The 14,516-nt window shown below is 70.4% G+C and carries 15 protein-coding genes; 2 read left to right on the plus strand and 13 right to left on the minus strand.

All coding sequences use genetic code 11. From position 1 onward, the window contains the following. Positions 1-75: 75 nt before the first annotated feature. Positions 76-717 carry a helix-turn-helix domain-containing protein gene (locus ACWD4U_RS07215; protein WP_363454625.1) on the minus strand — a complete coding sequence of 214 codons (642 nt, stop codon included), beginning with the start codon at positions 715-717 and terminating at the stop codon, positions 76-78. A 93-nt stretch (positions 718-810) separates the two neighbouring features. On the opposite strand from ACWD4U_RS07215, the gene ACWD4U_RS07220 reads away from it, so the two are divergent. Then, positions 811-1,257 carry a helix-turn-helix domain-containing protein gene (locus tag ACWD4U_RS07220; protein WP_363454627.1) on the plus strand — a complete coding sequence of 149 codons (447 nt, stop codon included), beginning with the start codon at positions 811-813 and terminating at the stop codon, positions 1,255-1,257. 107 nt (positions 1,258-1,364) lie between these two features. On the opposite strand, the gene ACWD4U_RS07225 is transcribed toward ACWD4U_RS07220, so the two are convergent. The 11 genes from ACWD4U_RS07225 to ACWD4U_RS07275 all read right to left on the minus strand — a co-directional run bounded on the left by ACWD4U_RS07225 (position 1,365) and on the right by ACWD4U_RS07275 (position 11,641). After that, the gene (locus tag ACWD4U_RS07225; protein WP_363454629.1) at positions 1,365-2,255 is read right to left on the minus strand and encodes an aminoglycoside phosphotransferase family protein; all 891 of its coding nucleotides are present in this window, start codon (positions 2,253-2,255) and stop codon (positions 1,365-1,367) included. A gap of 225 nt (positions 2,256-2,480) precedes the next feature. Then, the gene (locus ACWD4U_RS07230; RefSeq protein ID WP_363454631.1) at positions 2,481-2,738 is read right to left on the minus strand and encodes a hypothetical protein; all 258 of its coding nucleotides are present in this window, start codon (positions 2,736-2,738) and stop codon (positions 2,481-2,483) included. A gap of 1 nt (position 2,739) precedes the next feature. Continuing rightward, complete coding sequence (locus ACWD4U_RS07235; protein ID WP_363454633.1) at positions 2,740-3,225, minus strand: NUDIX domain-containing protein; 486 nt, start codon at positions 3,223-3,225, stop codon at positions 2,740-2,742. A 32-nt stretch (positions 3,226-3,257) separates the two neighbouring features. Further along, entirely contained in the window at positions 3,258-4,145 is an 888-nt protein-coding gene (locus ACWD4U_RS07240; protein ID WP_363454635.1) for a phosphotransferase family protein, read from the minus strand. Continuing rightward, on the minus strand, positions 4,142-4,627 hold the full coding sequence (locus ACWD4U_RS07245; RefSeq protein WP_363454637.1) for an NUDIX hydrolase: 486 nt from the start codon (positions 4,625-4,627) through the stop codon (positions 4,142-4,144). The genes ACWD4U_RS07240 and ACWD4U_RS07245 overlap by 4 nt, the downstream gene beginning before the upstream one ends. Positions 4,628-5,257: 630 nt before the next feature. Further along, a complete protein-coding gene (locus ACWD4U_RS07250) occupies positions 5,258-5,455 on the minus strand; it encodes a hypothetical protein (protein ID WP_363454639.1) in 198 nt (65 codons plus the stop codon). A gap of 38 nt (positions 5,456-5,493) precedes the next feature. Then, the gene (locus tag ACWD4U_RS07255) at positions 5,494-6,006 is read right to left on the minus strand and encodes a LuxR C-terminal-related transcriptional regulator (protein ID WP_363454641.1); all 513 of its coding nucleotides are present in this window, start codon (positions 6,004-6,006) and stop codon (positions 5,494-5,496) included. Between the two features lie 29 nt (positions 6,007-6,035). Beyond that, positions 6,036-7,688 carry a Mur ligase domain-containing protein gene (locus ACWD4U_RS07260; protein WP_449787126.1) on the minus strand — a complete coding sequence of 551 codons (1,653 nt, stop codon included), beginning with the start codon at positions 7,686-7,688 and terminating at the stop codon, positions 6,036-6,038. Then, entirely contained in the window at positions 7,685-9,013 is a 1,329-nt protein-coding gene (locus tag ACWD4U_RS07265) for a glutamine synthetase family protein (RefSeq protein ID WP_363454645.1), read from the minus strand. Before ACWD4U_RS07265 ends, ACWD4U_RS07260 begins: the two co-directional genes overlap by 4 nt. A gap of 83 nt (positions 9,014-9,096) precedes the next feature. Next, complete coding sequence (locus tag ACWD4U_RS07270; RefSeq protein ID WP_363454647.1) at positions 9,097-10,590, minus strand: amino acid permease; 1,494 nt, start codon at positions 10,588-10,590, stop codon at positions 9,097-9,099. A gap of 70 nt (positions 10,591-10,660) precedes the next feature. Next, positions 10,661-11,641, minus strand: coding sequence for a hypothetical protein (locus ACWD4U_RS07275; protein ID WP_363454649.1), 981 nt, complete (start codon positions 11,639-11,641; stop codon positions 10,661-10,663). A gap of 374 nt (positions 11,642-12,015) precedes the next feature. On the opposite strand from ACWD4U_RS07275, the gene ACWD4U_RS07280 reads away from it, so the two are divergent. Then, positions 12,016-13,326, plus strand: coding sequence for a DNA-binding protein (locus ACWD4U_RS07280; RefSeq protein WP_449787127.1), 1,311 nt, complete (start codon positions 12,016-12,018; stop codon positions 13,324-13,326). A gap of 60 nt (positions 13,327-13,386) precedes the next feature. Here ACWD4U_RS07280 and ACWD4U_RS07285 read toward each other — a convergent pair whose 3' ends face one another. Then, positions 13,387-14,424, minus strand: coding sequence for an NAD-dependent epimerase/dehydratase family protein (locus ACWD4U_RS07285; RefSeq protein ID WP_363459956.1), 1,038 nt, complete (start codon positions 14,422-14,424; stop codon positions 13,387-13,389). Positions 14,425-14,516: the final 92 nt, after the last annotated feature.

Consider the following 14,516-nt stretch of genomic DNA (forward strand, 5'->3'; position numbering starts at 1 on the left):
GGCAGGGGTTTGACGCGGTGTAGAGAGCGCCGGTCTTCGAGTCCCGGCAGTAGCACGTGCGGGTTATGGAGCCCTTCAGTTGGGCACCTCCTCTTCCTGGGCGACAAATGCAAGGTGCTCCGGCAGCGGTGCCGGGTGCAGGCCGAGGTCGCGCATTCGTTGACGGGTATCCAGTAGGCGGCGGCAGTCCTCGCGGGCGATGCGCTCCATCTCGGCCGCCTGGCGGGTCAGCTGGTCGTATCTGTCCGACCCGACGGAGGACCTGCCTGCCTGCTCCCGCCACTCGCGGGCGGCTGTAGTGGAGATCGTCGCCGTCTGCACGTCGACCTCGTGCTCGCGGAACATCGCGAGCGTGAAGCGCGGGCTGCCCTCCGGCTCGTTGCCCGCGCCGCCCTCGCCGGTGATCAGCTGAACGGCCTCCCAGCTGGAGAGGTGCAGGTTCGGCAGCAGGTCGGTGGCGGCCTCCGTCCCGAGCGGCACCAGGAGGGAAGCGACAGGCAGGTTCAGCGCTACGGCGAGCGCGAGAACCTCCTCGATCTTCAGGCTGCCGCGCCCGGCCGTCTCGATCTTGTTGATCGCGGTGGGCGGGATCGGCACGCCGAGGTCGGCGCAGCGCCTGGCGACCTCGGGCGCGGAGAGCCCCAGGCGGGTGCGCGCCTCGCGGACGGCTTCGCCCACACGGCGCGTGAGTGGAGTGGGGACCGGCTTGTTCGTCATGGGAAGCAGCATAACTTGGCTTTGCACTGCTCCGCGAGCAAGTGTGGTAGAAGTTTCTCCGACAGAGAACATCCCGCACGGGGGAGCGCTGCTTTGAACGACATGATTGCGAAGGCGCGGGCCAAGCGCTTCTCCCGCGAGGCCCTGGCGCAGCTTCCCCCCGCGCTGCTCGTGGCCGACGCCAACAGGCTGCTGGACCTCACCCGCAGCACCGGGTACCGCATGATCCAGGAGGGCACCTACCCTTGTGCCGTCCTCAAGGTCGGCGACCAGCACCGCGTCGCCACCGCCGACCTTCTCCGGGTGCTGGAGCTGCCCGACCTGTCGCTCCGCAGGCGGATGGCCAGCCTCCCGCCGGCCATCCGCCTGACTGACGCGAACGAACTGCTCAGCCTGAGCCGCACCACCGGCTACAGGCTCGCCCGGACAGGCCAGTACCCGTGCGCCGTGCTGCGGGTGGGATCCGAGTACCGCGTCCGCAAGCATGAGCTGCAACGGTTCCTGCAGGTGCGTGACCTGCCTGCCGAGGTCGCCGCCTGATGAGCCCTGCGAGTGCGACTGCAATGCGGGCCCATCGCGACGATGCGCGGCCAGGCCCGGGTCGGACAGTAGTACGAACTCGTCGCCTGGGCCGACCCCTCGGACGACTACTGGTCCTGGTCGGCCATGCGGGCCAGGACGAGCCGACCCCGGTCGATGAGCACGGAGTCGTTCTTGATGAGGCCGCTGTTCAGGTACGAGATGCCGAGCCGGGTGGTTAGCAGGTGCAGCAGCCGGTCCTCCTCGGCGGTCAGCGGGCGGCCGTACCCGTCGAAGAACGCTGTCTTGAGGTCGGGGCGCTCCACCCACACCGCGGCGTACAGCCACATGTACTCCTCGGCGGCGAGCCCGGGGGCGGCCATCTCGAAGTCGATCAGCCCGAGGATGCCGCTGGGGCTGTCCCAGAGCCAGTTGCGGGTGGCGAAGTCGCCGTGCCGGTAGACCACAGGCACTTGGCGGCCCAGCTGCGGCAGCTCGTCGGCCACGCATCGCACCAGTGCGCGCTGGGCGGCGTCCAGCTGGTCGCCGACGCTGTCCAGGCACGCGGCGGCCTCGTCGGCCTGCTGCGTCATGGACGCACCGATCGCGTCGCGCTCTCGGTCTGTGGCCGGGGCGGAGGCGTCGTGCCAGCGGCGCAGCGAGCGCCCGGCGAGCTCGTACACCCGCTGCTCGTCCTGGAGGTCCAGGGGCAGGGCGCGCACGACGAGGCCGGGCTGCGGCGAGCTCAGGATGGCCTGCAGGCCGGTGTCGGCGGCCAGGAGCTGAGGCGCACCGTCGGGGTCGAGGGCGTGTTCGGCGTGCTGGTAGCCGGTGATCTCGCGCTGGTAGTCCAGGGCGCTCGGGCTGATCTTCACGTACGCGGCCTGGTCGCCGGCGCTGACGCGCCAGACCTGAGACTTCGCCTTGGGCCAGGACACGTCCGCGACCAGGTCCACGCCTGCCAGGTGCTCGTTGACCCACCGCCGCAGGTCGGAGGGGATGGGGGTGTTCTGGGTCATGTTGAGGTGCTCTCCCATTCGCATGGGTGCAGCGGTGGCCCGGCGGGCGGGTCGCTGCGCGGCGGGTAGCGGCGGTTCACCGACGATACCGCCGTCTGGGCGGGATGCGGACGATCGGGCGGCTGATGCTGGTGCACCGCCGGGATCTGCCGGGTTGCTCTCTGTGGAGGCGATGCGAGTCAGCGGATATCGGCGCCACCCAGTCGGGGTCGCTTAGCGGGCGAGTCAGCCTGCGGGAAGGAAGCCGGGCCCCGGGCCCGGCGGGGGCAGCGGGCCAGGGGCCAGGCGCTCCGGCAGCCGGTCGACGCTTCCGTCGGGCCGGTAGTGCGTGCGGTAGGCGTAGGGGTGCCGTCCACCGGGCAGTGTGGCGACGCCTTCGTCGGTCATGGTGCGGCCTTGGATGATGCTGAGCAGCCGCAGGTCGACGTCGGCGGGCAGGGCTGCTTGCTCGCCGGTGGGCGGGCGGCGGTGGCGGCTGGCCATCTCAGGCCCCGACCAGGGCGCGCAGATCCTCCGAGGCATTCCAGCCGTAGGTGGAGAATCCCCGCCCGTCGCCAGCTAGGTAGGCGGTGAGGGCGGCGTGCGAAGTGGGGAACATGGGGGCGGGCAGCGCCGAGGTGTCCATCCACAGGACGGCGAGGTGCTTGTCCGGCTCGGCGTTCGTGAGCTCGCCCCGCCATGAGGTCGCGGCGAAGACCGAGAGCAGGAATGGGCCTTTGCCGTCCCACCCAGCCTTGACCTGGATGGTGTGGACCAGGCGCAGCTCATCGGCAGTGACGATCAGTCCCGCCTCCTCACGCAGTTCGCGGGCGGCTGCTTCGTCGAGTCGTTCGCCCTCCTCGGCCTTACCGCCGGGGATGGTCCAGGCGGGGACCGTGGACCAGGAGTCGTTGGCGTAGAGGACGCAGGCGACCTTGCCTGCCTTCTCGTCGTGGACGATGACGCAGACGGCCTGACGCAGGGACTGCATGGCGCTCCAACCGATAGAGGAAGAACAGGTGTTCACGCGACGGGGTTCGGGTCGCGCAGCAGATCAAGGACGGTGCGGGCGTAGCCGATGACCTCCTCGTCCCTGTGGTGGTCCAGGGCCCAGCGCAGGGCGGCGGGGCAGTCGATCGCGGCCCACGCCCGGCAAGCGGCCTGCTCCTGCGATGTGAGGTCGCGCCCGTACCCGACGGTGAACGCGGTTCGCAGGTCGGCTCGATGGGGTGTGAGCTGGAGGGTGATGCGCATCAGGTCGCGCCGGGCTGGGGCTTCGACGTGGCTGCGTTCGAAGTCGATCAGCCCGAGAGTCAGCCGGTCGTCGTCGCGGCGCACGAGCCAGTTCCGCGGGCCGTAGTCGCCGTGGCAGTAGGCGAGCACGGTGGCCGGCGGCTCGGTGCGGGTGGCCTCGGCCAGGACCTCGATGTCCTCGTCGGTCAGGCGGGCGTCGCGAGCGCGGGCCAGCGCCCGTGCGCGCTCGTCGGCCCAGGGTAGGTACTTGCCGACGGGCGCTCCGGTCGTCGGCTGAGCGTGAATCGCGGCCAGGAGTCGTCCGGCCTGCTGGTACACCTCCTGCTCCTCGGTGGTGGTGAGGGCGGTGCTGATGACCGGGGTTCCAGGAAGCGCAGAGGTGACGATAAGCAGCGACCGAGGGGCCTCGGCAAGCAGAGCAGGCGCTCGCCCTTCGCCGAGCACCGGCGTGAGCAGCCGGTAGGCCGCAGTTTCCCGCTCGTGCATGAGCGCGTTCTTGTGGCGTTTGGCGAACAGGCGGCGCCCGCTGCCGTCGATGACCTCCCAGACGCTCGGGTGCCCGGCGCGGTCGTGGGAGGGCACGCCCAGCAACTCGTAGCGTCTTGCCGTCTTGCGCAGCAGCCGGTCCACGTCGTGGGGGACGGTGGGGGCGCTCATGCCGGCCAGCCGACGGTGGACAGGGCGCTGCCGCGGGTGATCTGGCCGAGTGCGTGGGCGGTGTAGGGCACGGTGTTGGCAGGGAGTTGGTCGAGCGGCCAGAAGCGCAGAGCGCTGCACTTGTGCGGCTCGACGTTCTGGACCTGGCCGTCGTAGCGGGCGGCCCGGAAGAACAGTTGGAGGCGGCTGCGGCCGTCGTCGGCGTCGAGGTGGTGCAGTGTGTGGACGAGCACGAGGTCCTCCTCGGCGATGAGGATCCCGAGTTCCTCCTTGGCCTCGCGCGTCATCGAGCGGGTCACCGGTTCGCCGGGCTCCATGTGGCCGGAGGGCACGTGCCACAGGCCGTTCGCGTAGCCGGTGTTATGACGACGGCCGAGGAGCACGGTGTCGCCTTCGAACAGGACGAGATGGACGCCGACGACCAGGGTCAGCGGATCCGTCCTAGTGGTGATGCCGGCGGCCTGGCCGGTGTCGTTGTTCACGAAGAGCTCCAGACGTAGCTGGTGTTCGAGTATGCGGAGCCGTTCCAGTCGATGAAGGCGGCGCCAAGGGCGCACTCATGAAACGGAGTTGGACGGGTTCGCGAGAGCTGAGGTGACTGATGATGGTGCTGTTCGAACGCGGCACTCAAGCGGATTCCCTCCGGGCGAGCCCGGGTCGAACGGGGACTTTTCGAGCACCCCACGCGCGTGCTCCAACGCCTCCTCCAACCGGCTCCGCAGGGCCTCCGGCAGGGCGGCGGAGCCCAGTGCGCAGGCGGCGAGAGCCCGTTCGAGTGCCGCGTCCTGGATCGGATCGAGACGGCGGCGGACGCCCTCGTGGGTGAGGAGGTCACGCAGTGCGTAGTCGTCGCCGGATTCACCCGTTCGGCGGTCCCGGGGCGGGGAGGTTCACCCGGCGGGCGTATCGGGGGCGCGAAGCATGGCAGTGACGCGCGCCGGAGTCAGATGCGGGGCCGCGGCCGAAGGGCCGAGCGCGCTGAGAGCGGCTGCGAAGAAGCCGCCGGGGGAGGTGCCCTGGCGACGGGTGGGTGCTGAGGACGTCGGCTCTCTGTGGTCGAAAGGGTGCGGCCCTGGCCCGAACGGCCGCCATGGGGTGAAACGCGGTGGGACTCAGCGGGACCGGCGCGTGCCGGTGCGGTACGAGTCGCGTGGGGGTAGGCGGCGGCTGACCACGCGGTCGACGACTCCGAGGGCGGTCAGGGCAGCCGCGGCGAAGATACCGACGTAGATGGGGCGGCCAACCTCGGTGAGGTGCTCCAGCACGTAGATCGCGGAGCCGCCGAGGAAGACGCCGAGTACGAAGCACACTCCCGTGATCCCCAAGCCTCTGGCTCGGCACTGACGATTCACCGGGCCGCACCTCCTAGCGGCAAGGCGAGCGGTTCGGCCGGCCAGGTGGGTTTGATGTCGCTCAGCAGCACCAGCTGAGCCAGGACGCCGACGACGACGGCCTGGGACTGGGAGTCGGTGTTCAGCTCGGACAGCAGCTCCTTGCAGTAACCGCGCATTGTGGGAAGGGAGATACCGAAGTCCGCGGTCAGCTCAGGTGTGCTCCGGCCTCCCGACCAGCCGCGAAGGATCTGCAGCCGCCTAGGGGAGAGGGTGGGCTTGATGCTCAGTGCGCCGCTGGGGTGCACAGGCTGGGTGACGATTCGGTGGGCGACCGCCCAGGCAGCGAGCTGCAGCGTCGTGCGGGTGCCGGTCGTGACGAGCACCGTCTCGATCGCGCTGCGGACGTCGTCGATGCGAAGCCGTGTCTCCGGATCGGCGGCGATTTGCTGGTTGCTGGCACCGGCGGCGACCAGCACAATCAGCCGGCGTTCCGAAGCGGTGAGGGCAGGCAGCGGATCGGAGGGCACGTGGTCGTCTCCAGCGGAGTGGTTCGGGCTCACAGGTCGTGCGGGATCGGTGCGGCGGGCGCGGCCAGGCGGAGCAGCAGGCGCGGCCCGAGCCGTTCGGCCTGTCCGGTGCCGACGACCAGGACCAGGTCGCCCTCGGAGACCATGTCACCGATCAGCTGTTCAGGGCCCGGCTCGGACGGGCCAGAGAGGACGCGGTGGACCGCACCGTCGCCGAGCCGCTTCCGGGCAGCCTCCTCAATGGCGTCGAGCGGGTCAGGCACGGTGTGCCCGGACAGCGTCGTGGTCACCGGGAGGAGCAGCACCTGATCGGCGCCGCCGAGGACGCCACCGGGTACCGCTGCGTCCGGGCCGCCGAGTGCGCTGCCGATGTCCGTCGCGTGCGTGCTGGCGCGGGCGATGCCGTCGGGCGCCAGGGCGACGATCAGGGATCCTTCGGTCAGCATCCGGGCGGCCTCGACGTCTTGGGCGATCTCGCGGGGGTGCCGGGCCCTGGAGTCGACCACCGTCACCTGGCGCTCGGTGCCGAGGGTGACAAGGGAGCGTTGCACTCCTCGGAAGGAAGCGGCCCGCTCGGCGACGGCCTGCGGGTCCTCGCCGAGCACCAGGGCGGTGGCGATGGCTGCGCACAGAGCGAGGACATGGTGGCGGCCGGCCACCGGGAGGACGAAGGGGTGGTCCGCCTCCTGGTAGCGCAGGACGACGCGGAAGTCCGTGCCGGTCCAGCGCGGAGCCATGATCCATACGGTCGAGGCGGGGTCGGTTCCGACGGTGACCACCCGCTGGCCCTTCGTGGGACGGTCGCTGAGGCGCTCACGCAAGATCACAGTGCTGTTGTCCCAGGTCGGCAGGACGACGATGTCGGAGAGGCGCGCGAGGTGATCAGCGGCGTTGAGACCGGCGATGTTGTCCTCGTAGTGGGGGGCGTTGGCGCTGGTGCACATGATCAGGGCGGCGCTGAACTTCGGCTCGCTGTGGAGGAAGTGCGGGCTTGGCCGGTGCTGCCAGCTGGTGGGCGGGGCGGCCTCGTGGGTCGTGTTGTCCGGGCAGTAGTCCGTGACGACCCGGTGCCCGGCGGCATGCCCGGAGGTGCCCCCGCAGGAGGGGGCGTTGAGAATCCAGCCGGTGTGCCCGTCGTCGAGGAGATGGGCGAGCGCGGCTGCCGCGGTCGTGGTGCTGTGGCTGCCCGCCACGGCCACGGCCCCACTGCCGGCCTGGCGGGAGATGGCCTTGAGCGCGACGGTCCGCGCGAGGATCGGCAGCCGCAGCGTCTGGGCGTGGTCGAGCTCGGGGTGGGGCCCGGTGAAGACGCCCGACCACACCACCGCCGTCCGGTCGGTGCGCACGTGCGCGGCGTCGAATCCGACGAGTACTCGGACGCCGGCCTCGACGAGGGAGGCCACGACTGGGCTGTCCCATTCGGACGAGAGAACGCTGCCGGTGACGTCGGCTCCGGCCTCTACGAGCCAATGGGCCAGGCCCTCCATGCCGGGCGCGCCGATGTCGACGAGGTGCACCGCTGTGAGTAGGGCGGGCAGCGCCGGACGCGCGCTCGTGCCGGAATCGCTGATGGGATGTGCGGTGGGGTCCATGGTGTTCTCCAGCTGGGCGTCAGGTGTGGGGGTGTGGGCCGGGCCGGTGCCGGGGAGGAGGACTCGACCCGACGCCGGCCCGGGGCTCATGCCTGGGCGAAGCCGCGCGCCACTTCGGCGTCGGTGACCAAGGCGGCGTGGTGCTCCAAGTCCATGCGGGCGACGCGGGCCAGGTGCCGGACCACGGGCTCGCCCAGCAGTTCGCCAGCCAGCGAGCTGGTTTCGAGCGCGCCCACGGCCTCCTCCAGGGACTGCGGCACCAGCGGCGCATCACGCTGCTGGTAGGCGTCGCCGCAGGTGGCGGGCGGGGGCTTGAGACCGGCCGCGATGCCGTGCCGGATTCCGGCGCAGACCGCTGCCAGGGCGAGCATCGGGTTGGCATCCGCGCCCGGCAGGCGCACCTCAAGCCGCAGGCTGCGGCCGTGGCCGACCACCCGAACCGCGCAGGACCGGTTGTCCCGGCCCCAGGTGGACCGGGCCGGAGCGAAGGAGTGGTCGGCGAGACGCCTGTAGCTGTTCACATAGGGCGCCCACAGCGGGGCCACTTCGGGCAGCACGGTCAGCAGCCCGGCCACCGCCTGCTCGCCCAGTTCCGACAGCTCCGTTCCGTCCCCCGGGTCGGCGGCCAGCATCGGGCGGTCGTCGAAGTCGGCCAGCGACACGTGCAGGTGCATTCCTGAACCGACACCGGTCGCGGGTGCGGCCATGAACGAGGCCGCCAGACCGGCGTCCTCCGCGACCGTTCTCGCGGCGTGCTTGAACAGCACGTGCTGCTCACACGCTGCCACGGCCTCCCCGTACGGGAAGGTCACCTCGACCTGCCCCGCCGCGCCTTCGCCCTTCACCGCCTCGACCGGCAGACCGGCTCCAGCCAGAACCTGGCGGAGCCTGCGGCCAACCTCCCGCACCGCAAGCGGCTGGTCGAGGGCGTAGTCTCGACCGTCCCAGACAGCGGGGCGAAGTCCCCGCCAGCCGGCTGCCGCTGCGTCGCGGGCGGTTCCCTCGTAGAGGACGAACTCGGTCTCGATGCCCACGGCGGGCACGACGCCAACCTCGGCGAGCCGGTGCAACTGCTCGGCCAACACCGTTCCCGGAGCGAGCGGGTGGGGCCACCCGCCGCTTATCGGCTCGACGAACACCAGCGCGGTGTCCGGCAGCCACGGCAGCACCCGGGCCTTGCTGGTGTCGGGCAGGAGAGCGACGTCACCGAACCCGGTCTGCCAGGAGAACGGCCCGGTCGTCGCCGGGACCATGCCCAGGTCGGTCCCGAGCACGTAGCCACACATCTCCGGGGAGAGCTCCCCCGACCGCAGGCGCTTCACCAGCTGGGCCGCGTCGAACTCCTTGCCCTTGAGTCGCCCCTGTGTGTCGACGGTCGCGAGCAGCACGGTGTCGATGCCGAAGGCGTCGACCAACTGGTCTAGCCGACCCGTCGGCAAGCCGGTGACCATCGCCGTGGGCCTGGCCACGCGGGAGCGGGCGGCACGCACCGTCGGCCTCATACGATCAACGCCTCCGCCCGGGCCAGGTGCGGGTCCGCCACCACCGGCACCTGGAACTTGGAGCCGGCCATCCGCCACCACACCCACGCCAGGGCGAGGACCACGAGCAACGTGACGGGCGCGTAGTTGAACGTCTCAGCAGTCACCGGGGCGCGTTGCGGCAGGCACACAAGGACTGTCAGCACGACCACCCACAGCACTGCGGCGACCCCGATCGGCTTGCTCCACCGGCCCAGATTCCACGGCCCGGGGACGAACCGGTCGCCCTGCCGCAACCGAAGGTAGACCGGGATGATGTAGCTCGGTGTCATACCGATCACGTTCACCGCGGTCACCGCGCCGTACGCAACCGGGCTCCACAGCGAAGGCACGGCCAGCACGAACGCCGCCACGACCGCCAGCCACACCGCCGGCACCGGGACGCCGTTGGCCGCGACCCGGCGCCAGGTCGCCGACCCGGGCAGAGCTCCGTCCCGGGAGAAGGCGTAGATCATCCGGCTCGCGGCAGTAGTCTCCGCGCTGCCGCAGAAAAGCTGGGCGCCGATCACGACCAGCAGCAGGATCTTCGCGCCGGTCGCGCCGAGCGCGTCCAGGAAGATCTGCGCTGGCGGCACCGCGGCAGCGGCCGTCCCGGTGTAGTCCTGCACAGCGAACAGAAGCCCGGCTAGCAGCACGAACCCGGCCAGCAGCGAGACCCAGATCGAGCGGACGATTCCCCGGGGCGCGGCTCGGCGGGCGTCCTTCGTCTCCTCCGACAGGTGCGCGGAGGCGTCGTAGCCGCAGAAGGTGTAGCCGCCCAGCAGCAGGCCGATCGCCGAGACGTAGACCGGGTTCGACCAGCCGGTGCCGTTCTCGAAGTGTGTGAACACCCAGCCCACGGACTGGTGGTGGGAGGGCACGACGGTCAGCAGACCGACGATCAGGGCGACGCCGAGCAGGTGCCACCACACCGAGACGGAGTTGAGCAGGGAGACCACCCGGACTCCGACGACGTTCAGCAGCGCGTGCAGCAGCAGCACTCCCGCGAATATCGCCAAGATCAGTCCCGCCGTCGGGGCGACGCCCCACTGGAGCCCGGCGAACGCGACGATGAACGACGCGGCGCCGTAGTCGATCCCGGCGATCCCGCCCAGCAGACCGAGGAGGTTCAGCCAGCCGGTCACCCAGCCCCACCGCGGGCCGCCGAGCCGCTGGGCCATGTAGTAGAGGCCACCCGAGGTCGGGTAGGCGCTGGTGACCTCCGCCAGTGACATGCCCACGAGCAGCACGGCCAGGCCGACGGCGACCCAGCCCCACATCATCACGGCCGGCCCGCCTGTCACCAGCCCGAACCCGAACAGCGTCATGCAGCCGCTGAGCACCGAGATGACGGAGAACGACACGGCGAAGTTGCCGAAACCACCCATCCGCCGCACCAGTTCGGGCTCGTAACCGAGTGAGCGAAGATGGTCGTCCTCGGGCGCGGGTACGGTGTTCTCGGGCCAGGACATGGCAAAACCTCCGTAGGAGAGTAGCGATGGAGCCCGACACCGTGCCGGGCGACAGGACGAGTGGCGGCGGTTAGCCAGCGGCGGCATAGGACTGCGACATCGCCGTCCGCAGCAGGTCGCCCGGCTGGTGCGACAGGCTCTGCCAGGGCGAAGCCGAGATGAACGGACGCATTGCGGCGAACACCTCGGCCGCCTCCTGGCGGTGCCGGGTGGCCCAGAGCGCGTGGGCGAGGTGGCTCTCGTCGAGGACTGGCCAGTGGCCGCCCTGGCTTCGCGCCGTCTGCCAGTGCGTGAAGGCGCGCATCACGGTGGCGCGGACCGTCTCCTCGTTCGTCCACTGCAGTTCGACCGCGTCCTTGCGCTCGGCTCGGCGGTAGCGATCGACGTACAGGTACAGCGGCAGCGCGTGGAGGGCGGAACCGCCAGGGGCGCTTGGCAGGTAGGCGGCCACGAACTCGGTGGCCGGGCCGTTCTCGCCACGGGATAGCCAGAAGCGGAGCATTCGGTGGAACGCCTCCCGACCCCACAAGTCCGTCCGTCGGGCCTGCTCGAACAAGGCCCAAGGGCCGGGCGGGAGCATCTGGTCGGGGGCTGGAACACGGTGTTCCGGTCGCGCCTGCCTTGGGTCCAGCTGTGCCAGGGTGAGGAGTCCGAGCCACGGCACGGGGTCGCCGGCCAGGACCGAAGCCGCCTGCCAGCACCATTGCCGTGCGGTGTTCTCGAAGGCCGCGGCGTCCTGCGAGTCAGGTTGCCGCTGGCTGGCCAGCAGAGCACGGTCGACGGCGACCCGGGCGTGCAGCGTGTTCAAGCCAAAGGCATCGGGTTCCTCATCACCCCAGCGCTGGAGGACGTTGGTCTGCCCTGCGACCGTCCCGAGAACCTGTGTACGTGCCGCCCACAGGCCAGCGTCGCCCCAGGAACGGGCGAGCAACACGCGGGTCGACCACACCTGTCCCTGCCGCAGTTCCTCCACTGCCGCCCGCAAGGCGCTGTCATGGCCAGCCGGGTGCTGCACGAGCTGATCGGCCCCAGCTGTCGGTGCTGATGGCATGACGATCCCCCTTCGCGAGCTGTCGGTGTGCTTCCGTGACCGCCAGGTGGCCGTGGGCGTCGAATCGCTGGTGAGTGCGACCAGGCAAGCCTTCGGTTGGGCAGCTGGGAAATGTCAGGATCACTTCAGGTGGTGCGCTTCGGTGATCGGTAACTCACTGTCTCGTCATGGCCGAAACATCGCTACGACAGAGGGGCGTCATCTGCGGGCTCGCGAAGTCAGCAACGGATCATCGAGGTGTCATCTCGTCAGATGCCGCGGTAGGGCTTGCCTTTGTCGGGTATTGCTTGAGCCAGGCGCTTCCCGCGTAGGCGGTGGCTGGGCCAGGTTGAGATCACGGGGGCGGAGGCTGCGGCATGGCGAGTAGGACGCTGTTGGGTGCCCTGATCGAGAGGCAGGGATGGGAGTTCCTGGACTTTCTCAGGGAGTTCCGCAGTGCCGGCAACGAGCTGGCTCGCAGCCTCAAGGACACGAGGTTTCGAAACCTGGACATGTCGGAGGCGACGTTCAGGCGCTGGGTCGCTGGAACGGTCAGTCGTCCGACGGGTGTGTTCGTGCAGGTGATTCGGCACATGTTCGACAACAGGCCGATCGCCGAACTCCTGGCGCCACCCCGTGAGGGAGACCCGACCGCACTATCCCGGCAAGACCTTGAAAGAGAACTCGCGATGACTGCACGTGAAGCATCCGACCACGCCGCTTCAGTCGCATCAGCCTTCCTCTCAGACCTGTCCATAGAGCAGGTCCAGGACGAAGTCCGCCGACTCGCCCGCACCTACAACGATCGGGCGCCGTTCGACGTGCTCCGTGAGGCCCGGAAGCTCCGGACGGATGCGGAGGGGTTGCTGGACCGGACGCACATTCCCGAGCAGCGTCAGCACCTGCTGATCGCGATCGGCCAGACCACAGCGCTACTCGCCATGACGGCCTTCGATCTCGGCTCACTGGGCGAGGCCACACGGCTGGCCCGCTCCGCCGGTCTGTACGCCGAGGCCACCCGCTTCAACCCCCTGGCCGCGTTCGCGGCCGGCACGCTCGGCATGCTCTCCTACTGGGAGGGCCGCCCCAGCGAGGCGATCCGCTTCATCCGCCAAGCCCAGTCCTTCTCCGGCGTCGGGGCGACCGGCCGAACGCGCATCGCTGCCATCGAGGCCAGGGCTTACGGACATCTCGGCGACCGGCAGCGGGCGACGGCCGCGGTCGAGCGCGCGCTCGACCTCGACCCCACGGAGGTCGACGAACTCCATGACGAGCTGGCCGGAGAGTTCCTTCACGGCCCGGAACGGATCGCCCGCTCGCACGGCACGACGTTCCTCCTCCTGCGGGACAGCGCCGGTGCCCAGGAACACGCTCGCCGGGTGCTGGAGCTGCAGGCCGCCCTGCCCGAAGCGCAGCGGATCCCCCGAATCGAGGCAGAGGCGCGCGCCGACCTCGCGGCGGCACTGATCCTCGGCGGCGAACTCGACGGAGCCGCCGAGGTGCTGACGCCCATCACGACACTGGCGCCCGAGCGCCGCGCCGCGGGGCTGGTCGAGCGGATCGTCCACGTCGGTCGACTGCTCTCCACGGAGCCTGTCCGGACCTCACCCGGTGCCATCGCGCTCAAGGAGTCGCTGGAGGAGTACACCCGGGTCGCCGCGCCGAGGCAACTCGGGGGCGGCGCCGCTCGGCTGGCCCTCGAGTAGAGCACCACTAAGCCGGTCCGGGGTGGGCCGGTCGTGCCTGCCCACCCCGGACCGATCTGGTCAGCGAGCGGAGCCGACGGCGGCGAGGATCGTCTGCTCGCGTCCGGGGGTGATTCCGTGGGCGGACGCGCGCGGGTGGGGGACGGGGGTGTTGCCGGCCTGAAGCCAGTCCCAGGTGTCCCGCACCGTCTGCTCCAAGGGGCGGCAGGTGAATCCGGCCGCGTAGGCGGGCTCTGAGTCGACCAGCCAGACGCCTTCGTTCGTCCGCCACAGCGGCAGCTCCGTCCACTGCCGCACGCGGTGCTCCAGCAGAACCCCGTCCGGAACCCAGCGGAGATGACCCTGACTGCCGGTAGCCTCCAGGCACGCTTGAAGGAAACTGCCCATCGTGTCCCGGCCGATCGGGGCGGTCACGTTGTGGACGCCACCGCCCGGCCGCTCGGCGACGTCGACGGCGAAGCGCGCAACGTCGCGCACGTCGACCGGCTGGATGGTCTTACCCGCACTGCCAGGGGCGAGAATGTCGCCGCCCTGCTCAGCCCGACGAAGCCACCACGGCAGGCGGCCGACGTACTCGCCCGGACCGAGGATCACGCCAGGCCGAAGCAGCCAGGACCGCTCGGCGCCGAAGGTCTCGATCACCGCCCGCTCTCCGCCAGCCTTCTGCCGCCCGTAGTGGAGATCGGGGCCCAGCCAGCCTTCCGGGTTCCGGCCGTAGTCGCTCCCGGCGTCGGCCGGCCCGTCCATCAGCGGGTCGCCGACCTTGAGCGGGTGGTCCGGCCACCCCGCATACACCGACACTGTCGAGACGTAGACGTAGCGGTCGGTGGCACTCTCCAGCGCCCGCGCACCTGCGAGCACCACCTTGGGCGGCTGCTCGCCGGCCGAGGTGTCGATCACGGCGTCCCACGGACCCTGCGCAGCCAGCCGAGCCAAGTCCTCGGCCGACGTCCGGTCCCCCAGCACCTGCCGTACGCCGGGCAGGACGACTCCCGACCGTCCCCGGTTGAACGTCGTCACACTCCAGCCGCGGCCCAGCGCCTCCTCGACCACGGCCTTACCCAGAAACCAGCCTCCACCGACCACCAAGATGTCCATGCCCGGCATCCTGCCCAGAACCGGTGCCAGCTGGCCACCCCGTCGTAGCGCCCGGGCCAAGTCGCCGCAGGTCGAGGCCATGATCGTGGCGA

Source organism: Kitasatospora sp. NPDC002522, from assembly GCF_053595195.1.

Coding starts and splice junctions, on each gene's coding strand:
- ACWD4U_RS07215 (WP_363454625.1), bottom strand. CDS start 717: ATGACGAACAAGCCGGTCCCCACTCCACTCACGCGCCGTGTGGGCGAA.
- ACWD4U_RS07225 (WP_363454629.1), bottom strand. CDS start 2,255: ATGACCCAGAACACCCCCATCCCCTCCGACCTGCGGCGGTGGGTCAAC.
- ACWD4U_RS07230 (WP_363454631.1), bottom strand. CDS start 2,738: ATGGCCAGCCGCCACCGCCGCCCGCCCACCGGCGAGCAAGCAGCCCTG.
- ACWD4U_RS07235 (WP_363454633.1), bottom strand. CDS start 3,225: ATGCAGTCCCTGCGTCAGGCCGTCTGCGTCATCGTCCACGACGAGAAG.
- ACWD4U_RS07240 (WP_363454635.1), bottom strand. CDS start 4,145: ATGAGCGCCCCCACCGTCCCCCACGACGTGGACCGGCTGCTGCGCAAG.
- ACWD4U_RS07260 (WP_449787126.1), bottom strand. CDS start 7,688: ATGAGCCCCGGGCCGGCGTCGGGTCGAGTCCTCCTCCCCGGCACCGGC.
- ACWD4U_RS07270 (WP_363454647.1), bottom strand. CDS start 10,590: ATGTCCTGGCCCGAGAACACCGTACCCGCGCCCGAGGACGACCATCTT.
- ACWD4U_RS07275 (WP_363454649.1), bottom strand. CDS start 11,641: ATGCCATCAGCACCGACAGCTGGGGCCGATCAGCTCGTGCAGCACCCG.
- ACWD4U_RS07285 (WP_363459956.1), bottom strand. CDS start 14,424: ATGGACATCTTGGTGGTCGGTGGAGGCTGGTTTCTGGGTAAGGCCGTG.